Annotated in this window: 17 protein-coding genes; 11 read left to right on the forward strand and 6 right to left on the reverse strand. The window is 72.2% G+C overall.

Features of this window, described 5'->3' with window-relative positions; genetic code table 11:
• Positions 1-7: 7 nt before the first annotated feature.
• Positions 8-1,645 (reverse strand): PucR family transcriptional regulator ligand-binding domain-containing protein, encoded by a 1,638-nt coding sequence (locus ACTWNK_RS31130; RefSeq protein WP_474308380.1) that lies wholly within the window; start codon positions 1,643-1,645, stop codon positions 8-10.
• 150 nt (positions 1,646-1,795) lie between these two features.
• On the opposite strand from ACTWNK_RS31130, the gene ACTWNK_RS31135 reads away from it, so the two are divergent.
• From ACTWNK_RS31135 to ACTWNK_RS31155, 5 genes are all read left to right on the forward strand, one after another.
• Complete coding sequence (locus ACTWNK_RS31135; protein WP_474308382.1) at positions 1,796-2,704, forward strand: oxamate carbamoyltransferase subunit AllH family protein; 909 nt, start codon at positions 1,796-1,798, stop codon at positions 2,702-2,704.
• Positions 2,701-4,140, forward strand: a complete 1,440-nt coding sequence (locus ACTWNK_RS31140; RefSeq protein ID WP_474308384.1) for an FdrA family protein — start codon at positions 2,701-2,703, stop codon at positions 4,138-4,140. The genes ACTWNK_RS31135 and ACTWNK_RS31140 overlap by 4 nt, the downstream gene beginning before the upstream one ends.
• Complete coding sequence (locus ACTWNK_RS31145) at positions 4,137-5,528, forward strand: YlbE family protein (RefSeq protein ID WP_474308386.1); 1,392 nt, start codon at positions 4,137-4,139, stop codon at positions 5,526-5,528. Before ACTWNK_RS31140 ends, ACTWNK_RS31145 begins: the two co-directional genes overlap by 4 nt.
• Positions 5,529-5,724: 196 nt before the next feature.
• Positions 5,725-8,067, forward strand: a complete 2,343-nt coding sequence (locus ACTWNK_RS31150; protein ID WP_474308389.1) for a serine/threonine-protein kinase — start codon at positions 5,725-5,727, stop codon at positions 8,065-8,067.
• Between the two features lie 16 nt (positions 8,068-8,083).
• The gene (locus tag ACTWNK_RS31155) at positions 8,084-8,908 is read left to right on the forward strand and encodes an MOSC domain-containing protein (RefSeq protein WP_474308391.1); all 825 of its coding nucleotides are present in this window, start codon (positions 8,084-8,086) and stop codon (positions 8,906-8,908) included.
• Between the two features lie 11 nt (positions 8,909-8,919).
• Here ACTWNK_RS31155 and ACTWNK_RS31160 read toward each other — a convergent pair whose 3' ends face one another.
• Positions 8,920-9,459, reverse strand: a complete 540-nt coding sequence (locus tag ACTWNK_RS31160; protein WP_474308393.1) for a GyrI-like domain-containing protein — start codon at positions 9,457-9,459, stop codon at positions 8,920-8,922.
• A 170-nt stretch (positions 9,460-9,629) separates the two neighbouring features.
• Here ACTWNK_RS31160 and ACTWNK_RS31165 point away from each other — a divergent pair, with 170 nt between their 5' ends.
• A complete protein-coding gene (locus ACTWNK_RS31165) occupies positions 9,630-10,898 on the forward strand; it encodes an MFS transporter (RefSeq protein ID WP_474308396.1) in 1,269 nt (422 codons plus the stop codon).
• Between the two features lie 75 nt (positions 10,899-10,973).
• On the opposite strand, the gene ACTWNK_RS31170 is transcribed toward ACTWNK_RS31165, so the two are convergent.
• Together ACTWNK_RS31170 and ACTWNK_RS31175 are read right to left on the reverse strand one after the other, a co-directional pair.
• Positions 10,974-12,530 carry a bifunctional 3'-5' exonuclease/DNA polymerase gene (locus ACTWNK_RS31170; protein WP_474308398.1) on the reverse strand — a complete coding sequence of 519 codons (1,557 nt, stop codon included), beginning with the start codon at positions 12,528-12,530 and terminating at the stop codon, positions 10,974-10,976.
• 44 nt (positions 12,531-12,574) lie between these two features.
• On the reverse strand, positions 12,575-14,065 hold the full coding sequence (locus ACTWNK_RS31175) for a metallophosphoesterase family protein (protein ID WP_474308400.1): 1,491 nt from the start codon (positions 14,063-14,065) through the stop codon (positions 12,575-12,577).
• Positions 14,066-14,360: 295 nt separating this feature from the next.
• Between ACTWNK_RS31175 and ACTWNK_RS31180 the strand changes: the two genes are divergently transcribed.
• Positions 14,361-14,774: a hypothetical protein gene (locus tag ACTWNK_RS31180; protein WP_474308402.1), complete on the forward strand. Its 414-nt coding sequence runs from the start codon at positions 14,361-14,363 to the stop codon at positions 14,772-14,774.
• Between the two features lie 32 nt (positions 14,775-14,806).
• Here ACTWNK_RS31180 and ACTWNK_RS31185 read toward each other — a convergent pair whose 3' ends face one another.
• Positions 14,807-16,369, reverse strand: a complete 1,563-nt coding sequence (locus ACTWNK_RS31185) for an FAD-binding oxidoreductase (RefSeq protein ID WP_474311025.1) — start codon at positions 16,367-16,369, stop codon at positions 14,807-14,809.
• A gap of 31 nt (positions 16,370-16,400) precedes the next feature.
• Between ACTWNK_RS31185 and ACTWNK_RS31190 the strand changes: the two genes are divergently transcribed.
• The 4 genes from ACTWNK_RS31190 (at position 16,401) to ACTWNK_RS31205 (ending at position 19,920) form a co-directional block, all read left to right on the forward strand.
• Positions 16,401-16,931, forward strand: a complete 531-nt coding sequence (locus ACTWNK_RS31190) for a TetR/AcrR family transcriptional regulator (RefSeq protein WP_474308404.1) — start codon at positions 16,401-16,403, stop codon at positions 16,929-16,931.
• The gene (locus tag ACTWNK_RS31195; protein ID WP_474308406.1) at positions 16,928-18,442 is read left to right on the forward strand and encodes a glycerol-3-phosphate dehydrogenase/oxidase; all 1,515 of its coding nucleotides are present in this window, start codon (positions 16,928-16,930) and stop codon (positions 18,440-18,442) included. The genes ACTWNK_RS31190 and ACTWNK_RS31195 overlap by 4 nt, the downstream gene beginning before the upstream one ends.
• Before the next feature lie 148 nt (positions 18,443-18,590).
• The gene (locus tag ACTWNK_RS31200; protein WP_474308408.1) at positions 18,591-19,505 is read left to right on the forward strand and encodes a sucrase ferredoxin; all 915 of its coding nucleotides are present in this window, start codon (positions 18,591-18,593) and stop codon (positions 19,503-19,505) included.
• Positions 19,506-19,608: 103 nt separating this feature from the next.
• Complete coding sequence (locus ACTWNK_RS31205; RefSeq protein WP_474308410.1) at positions 19,609-19,920, forward strand: WhiB family transcriptional regulator; 312 nt, start codon at positions 19,609-19,611, stop codon at positions 19,918-19,920.
• Between the two features lie 83 nt (positions 19,921-20,003).
• Here the strand turns inward: ACTWNK_RS31205 and cydB are convergent, their stop codons facing one another.
• Positions 20,004-21,023: a cytochrome d ubiquinol oxidase subunit II gene (gene cydB / locus ACTWNK_RS31210; protein WP_474308412.1), complete on the reverse strand. Its 1,020-nt coding sequence runs from the start codon at positions 21,021-21,023 to the stop codon at positions 20,004-20,006.
• Positions 21,024-21,025: the final 2 nt, after the last annotated feature.

A 21,025-nucleotide genomic window follows, 5' to 3' on the forward strand; every position in this document is an offset into this window, starting at 1 on the left:
GACAAGCCTAGATGCCTCGCATGCGCTGGACGTGCAGGGCCAGCGTCAGATTGAGGCGCAGATGCGGGTCCTCGGTGAAGTTGCCCAGCAGGCGCTCCAGCTTGCCGATGCGGTAGCGCAGCGTGTTGTAGTGGAAGTGCAGCCGCCGCGCGGTCTCGGCGACGTTCAGATTGGTCTCCAGCAGGACCTGCAGCGTGCGGCGCAGGTCGGCGTTCTCGGCGTCGTCGTCTGAGGCGAGCGGGCCGAGCGTCTCCCGGACGAAGGCATGCAGCTCGCCGGTGTCCTGCACGAGCGAGAGCAGGCGGTACACACCGAGCTGGTCGAAGTGCGCGACCGCTCCGGCGCCGTGCAGCTGGCGGCCGACCCGGGCGGCCTTGAGCGCCTGGGCGTAGGCCTCGGGCAGGGCGTCCGGCCCGGCGCACGTGCGGCTGGTGCCGGTGGAGAACGTCGCGGGCAGGGTGTCGGCGAAGGCCGCCGCCGCGTCCTTGGCGATGCGTCCCGCCTCCAGCCCGGCGTCGACGACGGCGACCACCTCGTGCGAGAAGCCCGCGACCGCGCCGCGCGTGTCGTGCCTGCGCAGGGCCGCCGTCCAGGAGGCGACCAACCGGTCCTGGGCCACCCGCTCGTCGCCTTCGGGGTCGAGCTCGGCCACCAGGACCGTCACCGGGCGCTCCAGGTCCCAGCCGAAGGCCCGCGACCTGGTCACCACCCTGTCCGCGGTGCCCGCCCGGCCGGTGAGCACGTCGCGCAGGAAGTCGGCACGGTACTTGCTCTCCACCGCGTTGACGGCGTCCTGTCTGGTCACGACCAGGGCGGCGACGGTGGCGGCGCGTTCCAGAATGCCGATGTCGCTGTCGCGGAGCGTTCCCGAAGGGCTGTGCGCGACGATCCGGCCGTGGTGGTGGCCTCCGGCCACGACGGGCACGGTGGCGAACAGCCGTCCGCCCGCGGCGCGCGGCGCGGGCGGCCTGCTCGGTGTGGCCCTGGCGCCGCCCTTGGCCGGTGCGCTCTCCCGGCCGAGGCTCTCGCGCAGGGCCAGAACGTGTTCGGGCGGCCCGGCGGTGGCCAGGATCCGGCCGCCGCCGTCGACCGCGGCGACCGCCACGTCGAGCAGGCCCGCGACCTCGGCCGTGACCTCACGCAGCCCGCCGCCGTTCAGCACGACCTGGACCAGCGCGCGGTGCGCCTCCTCAGCCCTGGCCAGGACGGCGGCCTGGCGGTTGAGGATGTCGGTGAGCACCTGGTTGAGGATGTCGTCGAAGCCGACGTCGTTGGGCAGCAGGATGAGCGGGAAGCCCAGCCGGTCGGCCTGCTCGACCATCTCGCCCGGCAGTTCGTCCAGGTACCTGCCGAGCTTGATCCCCATCGCCGCGAGCCCGCGCTCGTCGAGGTCGGCCACCAGCCTGGCCAGCGACTGCGGCGTGTTGCGCAGCGGGTAGCCGGTGGTCAGCAGCAGCTCGTGCGGCTTGACCCAGGCCAGGATGTCGGGCACCTCCATGACGTTGAGGCGCTGCACGATACGGCCGAGGCCGCGCTCTCCCGCGATCAGCGTGGCACCCGCCAGCGTGGAGACTCCCAGAACCTCTCCGACGGCGACGCCGTGAATGATCGTTCCGGTGCTGGCCAGGCGTACGGGGGGCTCCATGGGCTGATTGTGACCGATGAAGCCATCTGTCAGGAAGAGCCAACCTTCTGGGCGACTGTTGGCAGTTTTCTCCGTACGGCGGGGTAAGGGGTCGTTCTACGGTCAGCCACAGGAGCGGGGGGCCGCGACAGGCATGGAGAGCGAGGTCGAGTGGCTGTCGGCACGAGCGCGGGACGGGTCCAGGCGAAGGTGCGTCCCCGGGTCCGCACGCACGCCACCGGCGCGGCGAGCGCGGCGGTGCGCGGCCTGCTCGAAGCGCCGCGCAGGCCCGCGCGCGTGCTCGCCGCCTTCCCCTCGGGCGTCTATCTGGAGGTGCGCACCGAGTTCGAGCCCGCCGTGATCGCGGTGGTCAGCGGACAGGCCACCCGGCTGCCCAACTCGGTCGTCCTGGCCGAGGACATGCCCAGGATGAGCGTCGGCGAGCAGGCCTCGGTGGGCGACGGGCTGGTGGAGTTCGGGCCGGTGAGCCTGCGGGCCAGGCGCTGGTGGGATCCCGCGCCGCCGCTCGGCCCCGTCGACCCCGAACGGCTGGCGGTCGCCCTGCCCGCGATGGCGGTGGAGTCCTCGCGCAGGCCCGGCCTCGAAGGCAGTGCGGCGGTCGCCCTGCTGGCCGAAGGCGCCGCGACCGGGTCGCTGCTGATGACGGTGGGCGCGGCCGAGCAACTGGTCGGGCTCGGGCCCGGCCTGACGCCCAGTGGCGACGACGTGCTGGCCGGACTGCTGCTGGCGCTGCGGCATCTCGGCGCCTCGACCGGTGTGGACCGGGCGGTGTGGCTGGCCGACTGGCTGGCCGCCGCCGTCACCTTCGACGCGCGCACCCGCACCACGCCGATCTCGGCCACCCTGCTGCACTGCGCCGCCAGGGGCGAGGCCAGCCCCGAGGTGCTGGCCGTCCTGCGCGGCGTCGCCGGACGGCAGGCGCTGCAACCGGCGCTGACCAGGCTGCTGCGCCTGGGCCACACCTCGGGCGCCGACCTGGCGCAGGGGTTGAGCATCGGACTCGCGGCGGTGTCCGCGCTGAACGAGACGTACGGATCGGGTAGCTGGAGGGCACGATGAGCGCTGGGACGGCACTCGACGCGGTGAGCGTCAGGTCCGGCGTCTACCACGATTCGGTGAGCCTGATGCGGGTCAGCAGATCGCTGGCCGGGATCGGCGGCATGCAGGTGGCGATCGTGGCGATGGCGACCGAGCTGAACCTGGGCCTGGCCCGCGACCTCGGCTTCGAGGTGCCGCCCGCCGACCCTTCGGGCCTGCTGGTGGCGTTGCGCGCCGGGGAGAGCGGGGTGCTGGCCGCCGCCGGGGCCGAGCTGGAGCGGCTGCTGGCGGCGCTGGCCGTACCCGAGCGGGCAGGGGCGGCCGAGGTCGCGCCGCGCACGGTGCGCTCGGCGGCACGCGGTGGCGCCGGGGATCTGGTCCTGGTCTCGGTGCCGGGCGAGCACGCCTTCGCCGAGGCGCTCGACGCCGTCGAGGCCGGGCTGTCAGTGATGATCTTCAGTGACAACGTCCCCGTCGCCCAGGAGGTCGCGCTCAAGGAGCTGGCCCAGGCGCGGGACGTGCTGGTGATGGGGCCCGACTGCGGCACGGCGGTGATCTCCGGTGTGGGCCTCGGCTTCGCGAACGTGCTGCGACCGGGCCCGGTCGGCGTGGTGGCGGCGTCCGGGACGGGCGCGCAGCAGGTGACCAGCCTGCTCGACCTGGCCGGGGTCGGCGTCAGCCATGTGCTCGGGGTGGGCGGCAGGGACCTGTCGGCCGAGGTGGCCGGCCGCTCGACGCTGAGAGCCCTGCGCGCACTGGATGCCGATCCCGGCACCGAACTCATCGTGCTGATCTCCAAACCGCCCGCGCCATCGGTGCGCACGGCCGTGCTCGACGCGCTCTCCACGCTCAAGACCCCGGTCGTCACCGCGATGCTCGGCACCGGCGCCGACCTGACCCAGGCCGCCGAACAGGCGCTCGCCGCCCTCGGCAGACCAGCCGCGACCTGGCCCTCCACACCGGGCGACGACATCCGGGCGCCGGGCGAGGCGCGGCCGCACTCGCAGGACGAAACGGGCGCTGCGGCACGGGCGCCGGGCGCGGTACGGCTGCACGGGCTGTACTCGGGCGGCACGTTGTGCGTCGAGGCCGAGCTGATCGCCGGGCAGGGCACGTTCACCGACTACGGCGACGACGTCTACACCCGGGGCCGGGCCCATCCCATGATCGACCCGGCGCTGCGCCTGGAGGCGCTCAGGGCGGTGCCGGACGGCGACGTGGTGCTCATGGACGTCGTGCTCGGCCACGGTGCGGACCCCGACCCCGCCGCCACGCTCGCACCCGCCGTCGCCGCGAGCGGCGCCCGTGTGGTCGTCGCGCTGGTCGGCACCGAGGGCGACCCACAGGGCCTGAGCGCCCAGACCCAGGCGCTGGCCGCCGCGGGGGCCGCCGTCTTCGCCTCCAACGCCCAGGCCGCGCGGCATGCCGTCCTTCTCACCCAACGGGGCACCTCGTGACAGTTCTTCCTGTGCTGGCCGCCGAACCTCATGTGATCACCGTGGGCGCCGCCCTGCTCGGCGAGGCGCTCGACGCGCAGGCCGTACGCCGCACGGCCGTCGAGTGGCGTCCGCCCGCGCCCGGCACCGAGCGGGCGCTGGCCCGGGTGCTGGCCGACCCGCGCAGGAGCGCGGCCAACGAGCGCGCGGTCGCCAGGCTGGTCTCGGCACGCCCGCAACTGGTCGCCGTACGGCCCGCGCACGAGGCGCTGAGCCTTTCGAAGGGCACCTTCCTGCACGCCGGGCCGCCGATCACCTGGGAGCGGGCGTCCGGGCCGATGCGGGGGGCGCTGATCGGCGCGATGATGCTCGAAGGGCTGGCCGCCGATCCCGGCGAGGCGGCCGAGCGCCTGGCGGCGGGGAGCGTACGTCTCGACTCCTGCCATCACCATCGCACGGTCGGGCCGATGGCCGGTGTGGTGTCGCCCTCGATGTGGATGTTCGAGGTGCGCGACGCCGAGCACGGCGGCAGCGCGTTCTGCTCGTTGAACGAGGGCCTGGGCAAGGTCCTGCGCTACGGCGCGTACGGGCCCGAGGTGCTGGCCAGGCTGCGCTGGATGGGCGAGGTGCTCGGCCCGGTGCTGGCCGCGGCGCTGCGGCTGACCGGGCCCGTCGACCTGCGTTCGATGATGGCCCAGGCGCTGCAGATGGGCGACGAGCTGCACAACCGCAACCGGGCGGCGACCTCCCTGCTGCTGCGCGAGCTGGCCCCGGCCGTGGTCGAGGCGGCGCCGGGCCTGGCGGCCGAGGTCCTGCGTTTCGCCGGTGGCAACGACCATTTCTTCCTCAATCCGGCCATGGCGGCGGGCAAGGCGGCGACCGACGCGGCCAGGGACGTGCCCGGCTCGTCGCTGGTGGTGGCGATGGCACGCAACGGCACCGACTTCGGCGTCCAGGTCTCGGGGCTGGGCGACCGCTGGTTCACCGGCCCCGCCGGAGTGCCGGACGGCCTGTACCTGGGCGCGTTCGGCCCCGACGACGCCAATCCCGACATCGGCGACTCGACGATCACCGAGACGAGCGGCCTGGGCGGCTTCGCGATGGCGGCGGCCCCGGCGATCGTCAGGTTCGTCGGCGGCGACGTGGCCGCCGCGACGGCCGCGACCCTGTCGATGTACGAGATCACCCTGGCCGAGCACCCGGCGTACCAGATCCCCGCGCTCGGCTTCAGGGGGACCCCGGTCGGCGTCGATGTGACGCTCGTCGCGAGGACCGGTCTGCTGCCCGTGGTGAACACCGGCATCGCGGGACGGGTCGCTGGAACGGGACAAGTTGGAGCGGGGCTGGTCAGCCCGCCGCGCGAGGCGTTCACAGCGGCTCTCCTGGCGCTCGCGGAGAGCGCGCATTAATAGGTAAGTAACTTGTTCCATTAACCCGCCGAATTGACGTTATCGCAGGTCGTTACAGCCATTGACGCAAATGTTCGACTATGGGAGTGTCCAGACCGAAATCTCACCTTCCTTTCCGGAATGCCCTCCCGATATCGTGGCCAGCCTCATAATCTGGAAGAATCCCAGTTTCCCAAGAGGTTGGAGAGGGCGGGGTATGACGGCCGATCGGTTGCTCGGTAAGGCACCCGCCGATGCCGAGGGGCACGGCGCGCCGAGCGGCGTCTCGGAGAGCCAAGGCCGATTGGTCGGCAGGCGATACCGGTTGATGTCACCCGTCGGCAGAGGCGGCATGGGCATGGTGTGGCACGCCCATGACGTGCTGCTCGACCGCGACGTCGCGGTCAAGGAGCTCATCCTGCCCTATGGCCTGGACAATGCCGGAAAACAGGTCGCACACCGCCGCATGCTGCGCGAGGCCCGCTCGGCCGCCAGGCTCGCCCATCCCGGCATCGTGACCGTGCACGACGTCGTCGAGGAGGACGGCCGCCCGTGGATCGTCATGGAGCTGGTCCGCGCCTGGTCCCTTGAGCAGGCCGTACGGCAGAGCGGACCGCTCCCGGTCGTGCAGGCCGCCGAGATCGGCATCAGAGTGCTCGACGCGATCAGGCACGCGCACGCGGCCGGGATCCTGCACCGCGACGTCAAGCCGGGCAACGTGCTGCTGACCTCCGACCGCGTGGTGCTCACCGACTTCGGCATCGCCGCCATCGAGGGCGACGTCACCATCACCCAGACCGGCCTGCTCATGGGCTCGCCCGCCTACATCCCGCCGGAGCGGCTGTCCGGCCAGCCGATCACGCACGCGGCCGACCTGTGGTCGTTCGGCGCGACGCTGTATGCCGCCGTCGAGGGGCGACCGCCCTACGAGGGGCCGGACGCGATCGGCGTGCTCGGGGCCGTGCTCACCCAGGAGCCGCTTCGGCCGCAGCGGGCCGGAGCCCTGCTGCCCGTGATCGAAGGGCTGCTGCGCAAGAACCCCGCCGACCGGCTGACCTCCGCCCAGGTGCACGAGCAGCTCGAACGCATCCTGCTCACCCACGGCTCCACCGCGCCACGCGGCCACGAGACCATCGCCGGGCCGATCCCTACGGGCCCGGCGCCCTCGCACCCGCTGCCGCCCCTCGACCCGCCGTCCGGCCCGATGCCCTCGCGAGTCGTCGAGACGCCTTCGGGGCCCGTCCGTGTGCCCTACGACCCCGCCGTGTCCGACGGCTACGGCCTGCCGCCCTACGACGCCATGTCCGGCCATTCGGCCGCGTACCGCACCGACCTGCTGGCCGCGCCCGGCGGCCACGACGCCTCCTACGGCGTCCAGGCCGCGGCGGCGCCGGATCCGCACGGCTTCGGGGCCGCCGCGCAGGACTTCGGGGCCAAGCGGCAGACGCCGGTCGACGAGTGGCCCTCCGTGGTGGGGTCCGCCGAGCTGAGGCCGCTGGTGTTCGGCGATCCCGCGCCCGCGCCCCAGTTGATCGCGCCCAGCGACCCGTTCGCGAGCTCGGGACCGTTCTCAGGCGTCAAGCCGGGCCCCTCGCTGCCGCTCGACCCGTTCGCCGACCCCTTCGCCGGGCCGGACCCGTTCGCCGCGTCGGGGCCGCTGGCCGCGCCCTCGCCCGTCATGCGGGCCGCCGTCGCCGAACCCGCCGAGCCGTTCGGGCTCGGGCCGCTCTCGCTCGCCTCGGGTCCGCACGTGCTCGACGGCGCCGACCCGGCCGCCGCGCTGTGGCCGCTGGCCGCGCCCGAGGACCTGCGCGAGCACGCCCGCGAGGCGGCTCGGGGCGGCAGGTCGCGCGGCGCGACCGGCGAGAGCACCGCCGGGGCCCGCAGCCGCGCGGCGACCGGCGAGAGCCGCGGCCGCAGGGGCGTGGAGCCGCCGCCGCCCGGCCGTTCGCGCCGGAGCAGGGGTGGTGGCAGGGCGCTGAAGCTGGTCCTGGTCGCCGTGGTCGCCGCCGCGCTGGCCGCCGCCGCGACGGTGGCGATCCTGTCCAACCGCCAGGCGCCTCCCGTCGCGCCTTCGGTCTCCTCCAGCGAGCCCGTCGGCGACCCGCCCTCGCCCGGCGGAGCCGTACCCGACGGGTATGTGCAGCACACGCCCGCCGGGTTCTCGGCCGCGACGCCGAAGGAGTGGAAGGCCGTCAGGTCGGGGGACGAGGCGACGTTCACCGGACCGAAGGACTCGATGATGAAGATCACCGTCGAGACCGCCGCGCCCGCAGACGACGGCGGGCTGTCCGAGCTCGGCCGGGCCAAGGCCGACACCGAGGTCGCCGACTACATCGAGATCCAGCTCGCCGCCACGTCGTACAACGACTGGAAGGCGGCCGACTGGGAGTACACCTACGCGCTGGCCAACGGCGTGCCCATGCGGGCGATCACCAGATACGCCAGCATCGACGAGACCACGGCCTTCAAGATCAGCATGGTGATGCCCGAACTCAAGTGGGACGGCGAGGCCGAGGTGCGCCAGGTCTTCTTCGACACCTTCCACCCCACCACCTGACCGCTAGCCTGACCGTATGAAGCTCGACGGCATCCACATCTATCCCGTCAAGTCCACCCAGGGCCACGACCTGCGCACGGCCCAGGTGGAGCCGTGGGGCCTGGCAGGCGACCGCCGCTACGTCGTGACGGACGCCGAAGGCACGATGCTGACCGCCCGCGAACACCCCCGCCTGCTGTCGGTGCGCGCCGAACTCCCCGTCGCGCCCGGAGCGCCCCTCACCCTGTACGGCCCGCATGCCGGACCGCTGGCCGTACGTCCGGCGGAGACGACGAGCGAGGTGCGGATCTGGCGCACACCGGTCGCCCTGCGCGACGGTGGTGAGGAGGCCGCCGCCTGGCTGAGCGACCTGCTCGGCCTGCGTGCACGCCTGGCCTGGCTCGACGACCCGACCAGGCGTGCGGTCGACCCCGACTACGGCACGCCCGCCGACCGGGTGAACCTGGCCGACGGCTATCCCCTGCTGCTCACCTCCACCGCCTCCCTGGCCCTGCTCAACGACTGGATCGCCGAACACGCGGCCGAACGCAGCGAGGAGCTTCCCGCAGCGCTGCCGATGCGGCGGTTCCGGCCGAACGTGGTGGTCTCGGGGGTGGCCGAGGCGTTCCAGGAGGATCGGTGGAAGCGGATCAGGATCGGGGAGGTCGGGTTCAGGTCGGTGAAGGCGTGCGGGCGATGCGTCCTGACGACCATCGATCCCGACACGCTCACCAGGGGCAAGGAGCCGTTGCGCACGCTGGCGACGCATCGCAAGGTGGGCAAGAGCCTGCTGTTCGGCGTCAACCTCATTCCGGACGGGGTGGGAAGCATCGCCGTCGGGGACGAGGTCGTGGTGCTGTGAGGGTGCTCGGCTCAGGCCCGGCGGACGGGCTGGCGGAGGATGGTCAGCATTCTGCTGGGGTCGCTTTCCGACATGTCTGACAGGTAGACCTCGTGGTGCGGGCCGTTGGCGATGAGGCCGTGCTCGGCGATGTAGTCGTCGATCACCTTGAGCGAGAGGTACTCCTCGCTGTACGGGCCCACGTGGTCGAACTCGACGCATTCGCCCGGGGTGACCTGCGTGACGCGCACCCGGTCGACGGCCGCGCCCGACGGCCTGGCCGCCTCGCGCGCGCGCTCCAGCGCTCCGCCCTCCGGCAGGCCCGGGAGCGGGAGCAGCAGGTGCCAGCGCCATTCCCGCCTGGGCACCTCCAGGGGCGCGCGCGTGTCCTCGACCCACCACTGGCCCTCCAGCGGGGCGACCGGCAGGGCCATCGCGCCCGCCAGGGTGTAGAGCGCCCCGATGGCCGACACGTGCTCGGGGCCGCCGGGCTCGCCGATCCCCGTCACACTGAGACACGAGACGGTGGCGAGCCGTACCAGCCGCGGGGTCGCAGGGCTTTGCGTGCTCATCGTTGCGTTCTCCTTCTCCCGGGCCCGCCAACCGCGGACCGGTTCTCCCGGGCCCGCCAACCGCGGACCGGTGAACGCCAGCGTGCCGTCTCCCACGGGGGGAGAGTCCAGCCTGACCTCCGGGAGGTGTGGCCTCAGGGTGGCCGGGGCTGACATGCGACACTGCACAAGTGACGCAGACCCCCACAAACGCCCTCATTTCCCCCGGGAAATCCCTGAAATCAGCGCAGCGGAAGACGCTCGTCGTCCTGTCGGCCGCGCAGATCACCAGTGGGGTCGGGGTGGCCGTCGGACTGGCGTTGAGCTCGCTGGTGGTGGAGAAGCTGTCGGGGTCGACGTTCGCCGCCGGGTTCGCCGGGACGGCCACCGTGCTCGGCGCGGCCCTGCTCGCCCTGCCCACCGCCAAGGCCTCCGGGCGCGGCGGCAGGCGCACCGGGCTCGGACTCGCCTACACCGCCGCCCTGGTCGGCACCCTGATCGCGGTCGGGGCGATCGCCGCCGGGTCGTGGCCGGTGCTGCTGGTCGGGCTGGTGCTGTTCGGCGGGGGAAGCGCGGGCAACCTCGCCGCGAGGTACGCCGCCACCGACCTCTCGCCGCCCGGGCACTCGGCCAGGCATCTGTCCCTCGTGGTCTGGGCGGCCACGATCGGCTCCGTCGCCGGCCCCAACCTGGCCGAACCCGCCGCCGACCTCGGCGCCCACCTGGGCCTGGCCCGCGACGCCGGTCCGTTCGCCTTCGCCGCCCTGTCCTTCGCCCTGGCCATGGCGATCATCCTGCTGGGCCTGCGCCCCGACCCGCTGAACCTCGCCCGGCGCACCGCCGTACGGCCGGACGTCGAACAGCCGGAGGAGCGGGGAAGCCGTACCGTGCGGGACGCCTGGACGGCGCTGCGGGCGGCGCCGGTGGCGCGCAAGGCGCTGATCGGCATCGCGGTGAGCCACACCGCGATGGTCTCGGTGATGTCGATGACCCCCGTGCACCTCAACCACGGCGGCGCGACCGTGACGATCATCGGCATGGTGATCAGCCTGCACATCGCCGGTATGTACGTCCTGTCCCCCCTCGTCGGCTGGCTCGCCGATCGCATCGGCAGGCTGCCCGTGCTGCTGCTCGGCATGGCGCAACTGCTCGGCGCCGCCGTGCTCACCGCGACCGCGGGCCCGCACGGCGTCGCGCAGATCACGGCCGGGCTGGTCGTGCTGGGCACCGGCTGGTCGTGCGGGCTGGTGGCCGGGTCGGCCATGCTGACCGAGGCGGTCACCCTCGAACGGCGCACGGCGGTGCAGGGGCTGTCCGACCTCATCATGAACATCTGCGGCGCCACCGGCACGGTCGCCGCCGGCGCGATCGTCGGCGGCCTGTCGTACGGCGTGCTGGGCACCGCGACCGGCGTCATGGTGACGATCACCGGCGTATGGCTGGCGCTGAGCCGACGCTGAGCACCGGCGTCCACACGGCCATCGTGACGACCACGAACACCTGGGCGGCGCTGAGCACGACACCGCAGCACCCCGCTACTTGGCGTCCGCGTAGCTGTCGACCGTCGTCGTCTCCATCGGGAAGCGCACCGGGGTCGCGCCGAACAGCAGTCTGCTCGCCTCGTCCGCCGCCGTGTGCACGGCTGCTGTGACCTGCTCGGCCTGGTCGAGCGGGCAGTGCACCATGACCTCGTCGTGCTGGAAGAACACCAGCCTCGCGGGGTCGGGCAGCAGGCCGCGCAGGACGGCCATCAGCGACAGGGCCCACTCGGCGGCGGTGCCCTGCACGACGAAGTTGCGGGTGAAGCGCCCTCTGTCGCGGGCGGCCCTGGTGCCGTCGGGGCCCGAGACGAGCTCGCGCCAGCGCTCGGAGGGCGGCGGGCTGGTGCGGCCGAGCCAGGACCGCACCAGCTTGCCCTCCTCCCCCGCGCGTGCGGCCTCCTCGACGAAGGCGTAGGCCTGGGGGAAGCGCTGGCGCATGACGGCCAGCAGTTTGGGCGCGTCGCCGCTGGTGCCTCCGTACATGGCGGAGAGCATGGCGATCTTCGCATTCTCGCGCTCGCCGCCGAAGGACTGGGCCAGCGCGGAGTACAGGTCGATCTCACCGGCCGCGCGGGCCAGGCCCCGGTCACCGGCCATCGCGGCCAGCACCCGAGGCTCCAGCTGGGCGGCGTCGGCGACGACGAGCGCCCAGCCGGGGTCGGCCACCACGACGCGGCGCATCACCTTGGGGATCTGCAGCGCGCCGCCGCCACTGGTCGCCCAGCGGCCCGAGACGACGCCGCCCACGACATACTCGGCGCGGAAACGGCCGTCGCGCACCCACTGGTCGGCCCACACCCAGCCGTGGAAGCTGTAGAGCCTGGCCAGCTCCTTGTAGGCCAGCAGCGGCGCGATCGCCGGATGGTCGATGTGCCGCAGCTCCTCCGACCTGGTCGACCTGACCTCGACGCCGGCGCTCTTGAACGCCTTGACCAGCTGCTGCACCGAGTCGGGATTGACCGCGCGGCCGAGCGCGGCGGCGATCTCGTCGGCCAGGGCCTGGAGCTTGGCCGGTCGCATGCCGTGCACGGGCCTCGGGCCGAGCAGGTCGGTCAGCAGCTCGTCGTGCACGTCACGCCGCCACGGCATGCCGTCGTGGCCCATCTCGGCGGCCACCAGCGCGCCCGCCGACTCGGCCGCGACCAGCAGTCTGAACCGGCCGGGCTCGGGCAGCGCCTCGATCCTGCGCAGCTGGTCGGCGAGCACCTCCCGCACGGCCTCGACGCCGAGCTCGGCCCGCTCGGGCTCGAACAGGGTGTCCTGCCTGGCCTCGGCCCGGTCGGCGTCGCCCGGCACCGGCAGGCCGTGCAGTCTGGCATGGGCGGCCTCGGCCGAGCGCGGCTCGCCGTAGCGGCCGTCGTGGGCGAGCAGGAGGGCCTCGGTCAGCGTGAGGTCGTGACAGCGCGAGACGCGCACTCCCGCGCGCAGCAGCGCCGGGTAGGCGCTCCTGGTGTCGGCCCAGACCCAGCGCGGCCGGTCGGCGGCCTCGCGGGCGCGCACGAAGGAGGGCAGGTCGTCGCCGCCCTCCTGGCCCGCCACCGCGATGTGCATGCCACCAGAGTGCCAGGCGCCTGCGACATTCCCGCGAGGCCCGCTCAGACCAGCGAGATGGCCACCTCGTCCTCCATCGGCGGCTCCTCCTCCTGGGGCAGGCAGCCGGTCGCCGCGAAGCACCGGATGGTCAGCAGATCGGGCTTGACCGACAGGTGCAGGAAGCTCTTGAAGAACGGCGGCGTGTCCCAGTCCGACAACTCCGACAGGTACCTGTGGAAGACCGTGCCCACCGGCAGCCTGAACGGCATCGGCCAGGCGCCGAGCACCCGCGCCGCCCAGCGCATGCGCCGCGTGATGACGACCTCCTCGGTGACCGGGCGCACCGGTGTGTTGCCGATCTGCTCGACCATGATCCGGGCGGCCTCGGCCGGACGCAGGAACAGCCACTTCATCCGGAATCGCCTGCTGTAGAGCTGGCTGTAGAACGACAGCGAGTCGCCGCGCAACGGGTAGGCCTTGAAGTCGTCCTCGTGCACACCCGCGACGTCGACCCGCCTGATCGTGTGCGTGGCGTGCATGAAGGCCCCCGCGCCTCCCGAGACGATGTACTGGATCACCCGATCGCCCACCCGCACCGGATACCGCTGGTAGTTGTGCACGTCGCCGCCGATCGCCGCGACATAGCGGTAGGCCGGATCGCGCACGATGTCGTCGACCGTGCCCCCACCGGCCAGCGGCGACGGCTTGTAGTCGTTGCGCGTGTAGATCGGCTTGCCGGTGACGAGGATCTTGGGCCTGGGATCGAGGGAGGTACTGCGCAGCCAGGCCTCCTGCTCGGCGTCGATGACGCCCTTGATCCCGGTGTCGATGCCGACGACCAGCAGGCTCGGCGTGTCGATCACCCAGTACGGACTGCGCTGGTGCGAGACCTGACCGGGCGCGCCGCGCATCGTCCTGGCCTGGGCCAGCGCGGCCTCGTCGATCGGGTCCGGCCGCCGCCAGAGCAGGGCGCCGGGCCCGGACGGCTTCGGCTCGGGGTCGAGCCTCGGCGCGTCGCACAGCACGCGCATGAACCCGCCGAGTCCGTCGTACCAGTCGTGGTTGCCGGGGATCGCATAGATGGGGGCTGGATAGTCCTTGTACGGGCGGAAGAACTTGTCGCAGTAGTCGTTGCCCGATCCGACCGGGTAGATGACGTCGCTCGCGATGATCGCGAAGCTGGTGCCCTGGCCGATCTTGAGCAGGCCCGGCACGACGGCGTACTGCGAGGCGTCACCCTCGCCGGGGTCGCCGAGCAGCAGGAAGTCGAAGCTGTCGCCCACCTCGGGCGTGAGGGTGAACGCGGGGTCGACGCCGCGTGCGACCTGGGCGGCGATCCACCTCTTGCGCACCTCGGCCGAGGGGTCGCCGAAGAGCCCGGACAGGATCTCGTTGCGCGAGCGCCAGAGCGTCCTCGGGCTCAGCCAGGAGAAGCGCTCCTTGTTCGGTTGCAGTCCGACATAGGTCCCGACCTGCTGACACGACCATCCGGCGCCCTCTTCGGAGACCCGAGAGGACGCCTGCCTTCCACGTTCCGCCGCGACTTCCACCATGACCATATCTTTGCCGCGATCTTCGATACCCGCACCAAATCCGGACTGATTTCCGCACCGCTCTTCCATCAGGCGGTATGCGGGCAACTACCTGGAGTGCCAGTTACCCAGGTCTTGGCTGTGGGGCATGAGGGGCGAGAGGATAACGGGCCAGGGAGGGAAGGCCGTTTCCACCGGTGCGATCAGTGAGCGCGAGGCGAGGGCGTTCGGATCGGGATGCCGCATGGGGGCTTTGCCGCGGGTTTCCCCGCAGCGAGCGGAGACGAGCCTGTCCCGGAGGTGAGAGGGGCTGACCATGGCCCGGCAAGGTTTCAACGACTCCGCGCGACGGGGCACGGCGGAGGCCGACAGGATCGAGGCGCTGCTCGCCTATGCCCAGACGCAGGCCAAGGGCAGGTTCGGCGGCGGCGGGCTGCGCACGGCCGAGCGGGCCGTCGCCCTGGCCCGTGCGCTGGTCGCCGAGGATCCCGTCTGCCGTCGCGCCCTGCTGGCCCGCGCCCTGCTGGTGCACGCCAGGCTGCTGGCCGGGCGGCGCAGGGGCGCCGAGGCGCTCGTCCCGCTGCAGGAGGCCGTGACACTCGCCCGCGTCCTGGGCGGCGCACCGCTGGTGGTGGCGCTCAGCGGCATGGCCGAGATCCTGGAGGGCCTCGACCGCCACGTCGAGGCCGCCGAAGCCCTCACCGAGGCCGCCGAGTCCGACCCCGCCTGACGCCCGTTCCAGGACAACGGCACGCGACGGCGTCAGGGGATCAGCACGCCCGGATTCATGATCCCCGCCGGGTCGAGCGTGCGTTTGACCGAGCGCAGGATCTCCACCCCCACCGGCCCCACCTCCTGGGCATAGGCGGCGAGATGATCACGCCCGACCCCGTGGTGATGGGAGATCGTCCCCCCGGCCGTCACGATGGCCTGTCCGGCCGCGTCCTTGGCCGCCCGCCACTGCGCCAGGGGATCCCCGCTCTGCGCGGTCACGACGGTGAAGTACAGCGAGGCCCCGGTCTCGTACACGTGCGACACATGGCACATCACCAGCGGCGACCCGAGCTCCCCGTGCAGCGCCAGCCGCACCGCGTCGTACAGCCGGGGCAGGCCGCCCCAGAACCCGGCCGTCTCCAGCGTCTCCACCGTCGCCCCGACCGCCAGCAACGAGTCCCGCAGGTACGGCGCCGCGAAACGCCCGTGCGCCCACGCCTGGCCCGGCTCCTCGCCGAGCGGTGTGCCGCCCATGCGGCCGAGCACAGCGGCGGCGCCCGCACGCCGGTCGGCGACGTCCTGCACCTCGCCCTCGTACCCGGCGATGACCAGGCAGCCGGTCTCCCCGCCGCCGATCGCGCCGGGCTTGGCCAGGCCGATCATCGTCTCGGTCTCGTCAGACAGCCGTAGCACGGTCGGCAGCGGGCCCTGCTGGGCGAGTGTCCGCAGTGCGGCGACTCCTTGGGCGAACGACTCGAACCGCCAGCCTTCGTACGTCTTCAGTGCGGGCGCCCGCCGTACTCTCAGGCGGAGTGAGGTGATGACGCCGAAGGCGCCTTCGGAGCCGAGGAAGAGCTGGCGCAGGTCGGGCCCGGCCGCCGACCTGGGCGCGCGGCCGAGGTCGGCCGAGCCGGTGGGGGTGGCGACGGTGAGGCCGACGACCATGTCGTCGAAGCGGCCGTAGCCCGCCGATGCCTGGCCGCTCGACCTGGCGGCGGCGAATCCGCCGAGTGTGGCGTACTCGAAGGACTGCGGGAAGTGGCCGAGCGTCAGGCCGTGCTCGGCCAGCAGCCGTTCGGCCTGCGGGGCGCGCACGCCGGGCTCGAACTCGGCGACCATCGACTCGGTGTCGACGCCGAGCAGCCGGTCGAGGCGGGCCAGGTCGAGGGCGATCACCGCGGCGAATCCGGCGCGGTCGGCGACCAGGCCGCCGACGACGGAGGTGCCGCCGCCGAAGGGCACGACCGCGATCGCGTGCTCGGCGCAGAGCCGCAGGACGGCTGCGACCTCGTCGGCCGAGCCGGGCGCGACGACGGCGTCGGGCGCGTCGCCTCCGTCTCCGGCGCGCATGCGCAGCAGGTCGGGGGTGGACTTGCCCCGCGTGTGCCTGATCCTGGCCTCGTCGTCGACGCGCGCGTGCGTCTCGCCGACGACCTCGCGCAGGGCGGTGAGCAGGCCGGGCGCGAGTGCGGACGGCGTCAGCCGTACCTCGTCGAGGCGTGCGGCGGGCTCGGCCGGGGCGCGTACGCCGAGCAGGTCGTGCAGCAGCACGCGGATCGACTCGGGCAGGTCGGCCGCCTTCGCCGGGTCGCCCCAGCCGCACCAGAGCATTGATTCGTGGTCCACGTCTACACTGTGACACATGTCGTCGATTCGTCACAATGACGCCGTTCTGGACGCGGCACGCGATTGTGTGCTCGCCGTGGGCGTGCGCCGCACCACGCTGACCGATGTGGCCAGGCGGGCGGGGCTGTCCAGGATGACGATCTACCGGCACTGGCCGGATGTGAACTCCCTGGTCGCCGACCTGATGACCAGGGAGTGGGCCCGGGTCGCCGCCGAGGTCGACGACGGCGATCCGGTCACCTCGGTGGTGGCGGGCGTGCGGGCGCTGCGCGCGCATCCGCTCTGGCGCAGGATCGTCGAGGTCGACCCCGAGCTGCTGCTGCCGTATCTGCTGGAGCGCCGGGGCGGCAGTCACGAGGCGATGCTCGCCTTGATCGAGGCGTCGATCAGGCGGCGCGGCGGCGGGCGTGACCCTGTCCTGCTGGCCAGAGTTGTATTACTCGCCGCCCAGTCGTTCCTGTGCTCGGCCTCGACGATGACGGGACCGTACGCGCTGGACGACCTCGACGCCGAGCTGACCGTCCTTCTTGAGAGGTACCTCGCATGAACGCCGTCACGCCTCCCGCCGCCTCGCTCACCAGGGCACGGCGGGCACGCGAGCTCCAGGAGGCGGCCGAGACGCCGGTCGACGTGCTCGTCGTGGGGCTCGGCGCCACCGGGGCCGGGGCCGCGCTGGACGCGGCGGCGCGCGGGCTGTCGGTCGTGGCGGTCGACGCGCACGATCTGGCGTTCGGGACGTCCAGGTGGAGTTCCAAGATGATTCACGGCGGGCTGCGCTATCTGGCCAAGGGGCAGGTCGGGGTGGCGCACGAGAGTGCCGTCGAACGCGGCATCCTGCTCAGGCACACCGCTCCGCACCTGGTCAGGGCCCAGCCGTACCTGCTGCCGCTCACGCCGGACGTCTCGCGCGGGCAGGGCGCGCTGGTGATGACCGGCTACCGGCTCGGCGACGCGCTGCGCATCGCGGCCCGCACACCCAGGCGTCTGCTGCCCGGCCCTTCGCGGATCGACGCCGGCCGGGCCCGCGACCTGGCGCCCGTGCTGGCCGCGACGGGCCTGCGCGGCGCGCTGCTGTCGTGGGACGGGCGGCTGAGCGACGACGCCAGGCTGGTCGTGGCGCTGGCCAGGACCGCGGCCGCGCACGGGGCACGCGTCCTGACCAGGTGCAGGGCGCTGAGCCTCGGCCGCGATCACGCCCTGCTGCGCGACGAGCTGACCGGGGCGACGTTCACGGTCAGGGCCAAGGCCGTCGTCAACGCCTCGGGCGTGTGGGCGGGCCAACTCGATCCGGCCATCGAGCTGCGCCCCTCCCGAGGCACCCATCTCGTGCTGAACCCGGGCGTCCTGCCGGGCCTGCGGGCCGGGCTGCACGTGCCGCTGCCCGGAGAGTCCAACAGGTTCGCCCTGGTGCTGCCGCAGCCGGACGGCAGGGTGTACGTCGGCCTGACGGACGAGCCGGTCGAAGGGCCGGTCCCGGATGTGCCGCAGCCGCCCGAGCACGACGTCGACCTGCTGCTCGGCGTGCTCAACGGCGTCCTTGAGCAGCCGGTCGCCCGCGAGCGCGTCTCGGGCGCTTTCGCCGGGCTGCGGCCTTTGCTGAGCGCCGACGGGCGTACCGCCGACCTGTCGCGCAGGCATGCCGTACTCGACTCGCCGCACGGCCCGATCACCGTCGTGGGCGGGAAGCTGACCACCTACCGGCGGATGGCGCAGGACGCGGTGGACGCGGCCGTGGCGAGCAGGGGGCTGACGGCCGGGCCTTCGCCGACCGCCGCCCTGCCGCTGGTCGGCGCGCGGGGTCCGGCGCCCGCCGCACCCCGGCGGCTGGTGGCGCGCTACGGCTCGGAGGCCGCGGCGGTGCAAGAGCTGATCACGAACGACCCAAGTCTCGGCGAGCAGGTCGGCCTCGGCCTCACCCGGGCCGATCTGGTCTGGGCGGTGCGGCACGAGGGCGCGCTGGACGCCGACGACCTGCTCGACCGGCGCACGCGCATCGGCCTGGTGCCCGAGGACCGCGCGGCGGCCCTGAGCGCCGCCGTACGGGCTTTGGCGGACTGAACCGGCATCGGGGGCTCCTGACCACCTTTGGCGCTTTTTAGGAGTGAACCTGGCCTGTTTCGGGTAAAACCACGTGTCCCCCCCGCCTGCGCGCCCCCCAAACGTTAGGTTAGTCTTACCTAAGCTGGTCTTCGGGGGAGGTGAAGGCATGTCCAAGGGCTGCGCCCATCCGCTCGGTTGTCACACCGGTGACGTGCCGACGCTCGCGAGCGCCACCGTCGGGGCGCGTCTGTGGCTGCTGGTCGAACACGAGGGGCCGTGGGCCTCTCATCTGGAGAACTGCGAACTTCCTGAGGGAATCGCGGAACTCGTCCGCAGGGCCACCGAGCGCGGCGTCAGGCCGCAGCTCATCCGGCGTCCCGGACGTCGCACCCGCTCGCAGGAGCAGGGCATCCGTGTGCTAGTGGCTTACGCCTGCGGCGAGCGGCCCTGGCTGGCGAGCGCCGTCATCGCAGGTCCTGACGATCTTGACTTGGACGCGCTGGTGGCCGGAGTGGTCCCGGAGTCCTGCATACTTGAAGACGAGCCGGTATTTCTGGTCTGCACGCACGCCAAGCGCAATGCGTGTTGCGCCCGCATTGGACTACCCCTCGCTCGGGGGCTGGCAGAAATCTTGCCGGACAGAGTATGGGAAACGTCACACGTTGGCGGCGATCGCTACGCCGCCAACCTCGTGTGCTTGCCACACGGACTCTATTACGGCAGCATGTCTCAGGCTGCTGCGATCGCAGCGGTCAACGCGTACCGGTCCGGCGAGGTCCTCCTCGACCGTTACCGGGGACGCGCGGGCATCCCTGAGCCATTGCAGGCCGCCGAACATTTCGTCCGTGCACACACGGGTGAACTATCGGTCGGCGCGGTGGCCGTGGACTCCTTCAGGTCGGACGGCGACGTCACCGAGGCCATCGTGCGCTGCGGAGACGTCCGGTTCCAGGTTGTGATCGAGCCCTCGGTGTTCCAAGCACCGTGTGGTACGGCTTGCGCCGAGACGATCTCCACCTACCGGCTGGTCTCGCTGGACAGGCTCACGCCTGTGCGGTACGCCACGCCCGCACTTACCTGATCACGGGAACATCACGGCACATCACTGCGTTGGAACAGTGACGCCAAAAGCGTCCAATGCGGCTCAAAGTTACCGAAATACCTCTCACGAAGGTGGTTTTCTCATGTCTCAGGTACGTCGGCAGGTCGCCCGCCCGCGCCCAAGCTGGGGTTGGCAGGATGATGCCGCGTGCCGGGGTGAGGACCTCGTGCTCTTCTTCGGTCCCGATGGTGAGCGTCAGCCCGAGCGTGACATCCGCGAGCGCAAGGCCAAGGCCATCTGTGGCCAGTGTCCCGTGCGCGCCGAGTGCCTTGACTACGCGCTGTCCCGCCCGGAGAAGTACGGCACGTGGGGCGGCCTCAACGAGGACGAGCGCGCTTCCGAGCGTCGCCGTCGTATGCGCCGTGCCGCCAGCGCCGGCATCTCCGCCGCCTGATCTCCACCCGGCAGCGCCCAGAATCTGTGCGTGATCACGCAGTTGTTCCGATGACCTCGAACCCGGTCGGGACAACTGCGTGATCACGCATTCGTGTTCGCGGGCACGGTTCCCGGAATGTCGCGGACCCCGATCCTGCGGCGGAACACCCAGTACGTCCAGCTCTGGTAAAGAAGTACCAAGGGCAGGAAGATCACCGCTACCCAGGTCATGATGCCCAGCGTCCTGGGGGTCGCCGCGGCGTTCGTCACCGTCAGGCTGTTGGCCGGGTCGATCGTCGAGGGCAGCACATCGGGATAGAGCACGGCGAACAGGCTGATCGTGGCCACACCGATCGCCACCGCCGACAGGGTGAAGGCCCAGCCCTCACGCCCCATGAAGATCATGCCGAGCGCCGCGACGAAGGCGAGTGCGGCCAGCGCCGCGAGCAGCACGGTGATCAGCGAACCGCCCTGGAACTGCGTCCAGGCCAGGAAGACCACCGCGAACACCGCCGCCACCATGCCGATCTTCAGGGCGAGCGCGCCCGCCCGCTGCCTGATCTCCCCCGTCGTCTTCAACGCCAGGAACACCGCGCCGTGCGTGGCGAAGAGCGTCAGCGTCGTCAGCCCGCCGACCAGGGCATAGGGGTTGAGCAGGTCCCAGAACGTGCCGACGTACTCATGCCTTTCGTCCAGCCTGACCCCGCGCACGATGTTCCCGAACGCCACCCCCCACAGCAGCGCGGGCACGAACGAGCCGAACACGATCGCACGGTCCCAACCGGCACGCCATCGGACCGAGTCGCGCTTGGCCCGGTACTCGAAGGCGACGCCGCGCAGGATCAACGCCACCAGGATGATCAGCAGGGGCAGGTAGAAACCGCTGAACAGCGTCGCGTACCACTCGGGAAAGGCGGCGAACGTGGCGCCGCCCGCGGTCAGCAGCCAGACCTCGTTGCCGTCCCATACCGGGCCGATCGTATTGATCATGACGCGCCGCTCGGTGTCGTCCTTGGCCAGGACCGGCAGCAGCATGCCCACGCCGAAGTCGAAGCCCTCCAGGACGAAGTAGCCCACCCAGAGCACCGCGATCGCCACGAACCAGACGTCGGTGAGTTCCATCC

Source organism: Nonomuraea sp. IBHARD001 (assembly GCF_056106265.1).

What these genes read in the sequence shown, in the direction of transcription:
- ACTWNK_RS31130 (WP_474308380.1), bottom strand. Translation starts at nt 1,645, where the DNA reads ATGGAGCCCCCCGTACGCCTGGCCAGCACCGGAACGATCATTCACGGC.
- ACTWNK_RS31140 (WP_474308384.1), top strand. Translation starts at nt 2,701, where the DNA reads ATGAGCGCTGGGACGGCACTCGACGCGGTGAGCGTCAGGTCCGGCGTC.
- ACTWNK_RS31150 (WP_474308389.1), top strand. Translation starts at nt 5,725, where the DNA reads ATGACGGCCGATCGGTTGCTCGGTAAGGCACCCGCCGATGCCGAGGGG.
- ACTWNK_RS31155 (WP_474308391.1), top strand. Translation starts at nt 8,084, where the DNA reads ATGAAGCTCGACGGCATCCACATCTATCCCGTCAAGTCCACCCAGGGC.
- ACTWNK_RS31160 (WP_474308393.1), bottom strand. Translation starts at nt 9,459, where the DNA reads ATGAGCACGCAAAGCCCTGCGACCCCGCGGCTGGTACGGCTCGCCACC.
- ACTWNK_RS31170 (WP_474308398.1), bottom strand. Translation starts at nt 12,530, where the DNA reads ATGCACATCGCGGTGGCGGGCCAGGAGGGCGGCGACGACCTGCCCTCC.
- ACTWNK_RS31175 (WP_474308400.1), bottom strand. Translation starts at nt 14,065, where the DNA reads ATGGTGGAAGTCGCGGCGGAACGTGGAAGGCAGGCGTCCTCTCGGGTC.
- ACTWNK_RS31180 (WP_474308402.1), top strand. Translation starts at nt 14,361, where the DNA reads ATGGCCCGGCAAGGTTTCAACGACTCCGCGCGACGGGGCACGGCGGAG.
- ACTWNK_RS31185 (WP_474311025.1), bottom strand. Translation starts at nt 16,369, where the DNA reads ATGCTCTGGTGCGGCTGGGGCGACCCGGCGAAGGCGGCCGACCTGCCC.
- ACTWNK_RS31190 (WP_474308404.1), top strand. Translation starts at nt 16,401, where the DNA reads ATGTCGTCGATTCGTCACAATGACGCCGTTCTGGACGCGGCACGCGAT.
- ACTWNK_RS31195 (WP_474308406.1), top strand. Translation starts at nt 16,928, where the DNA reads ATGAACGCCGTCACGCCTCCCGCCGCCTCGCTCACCAGGGCACGGCGG.
- ACTWNK_RS31200 (WP_474308408.1), top strand. Translation starts at nt 18,591, where the DNA reads ATGTCCAAGGGCTGCGCCCATCCGCTCGGTTGTCACACCGGTGACGTG.
- ACTWNK_RS31205 (WP_474308410.1), top strand. Translation starts at nt 19,609, where the DNA reads ATGTCTCAGGTACGTCGGCAGGTCGCCCGCCCGCGCCCAAGCTGGGGT.
- cydB (WP_474308412.1), bottom strand. Translation starts at nt 21,023, where the DNA reads ATGGAACTCACCGACGTCTGGTTCGTGGCGATCGCGGTGCTCTGGGTG.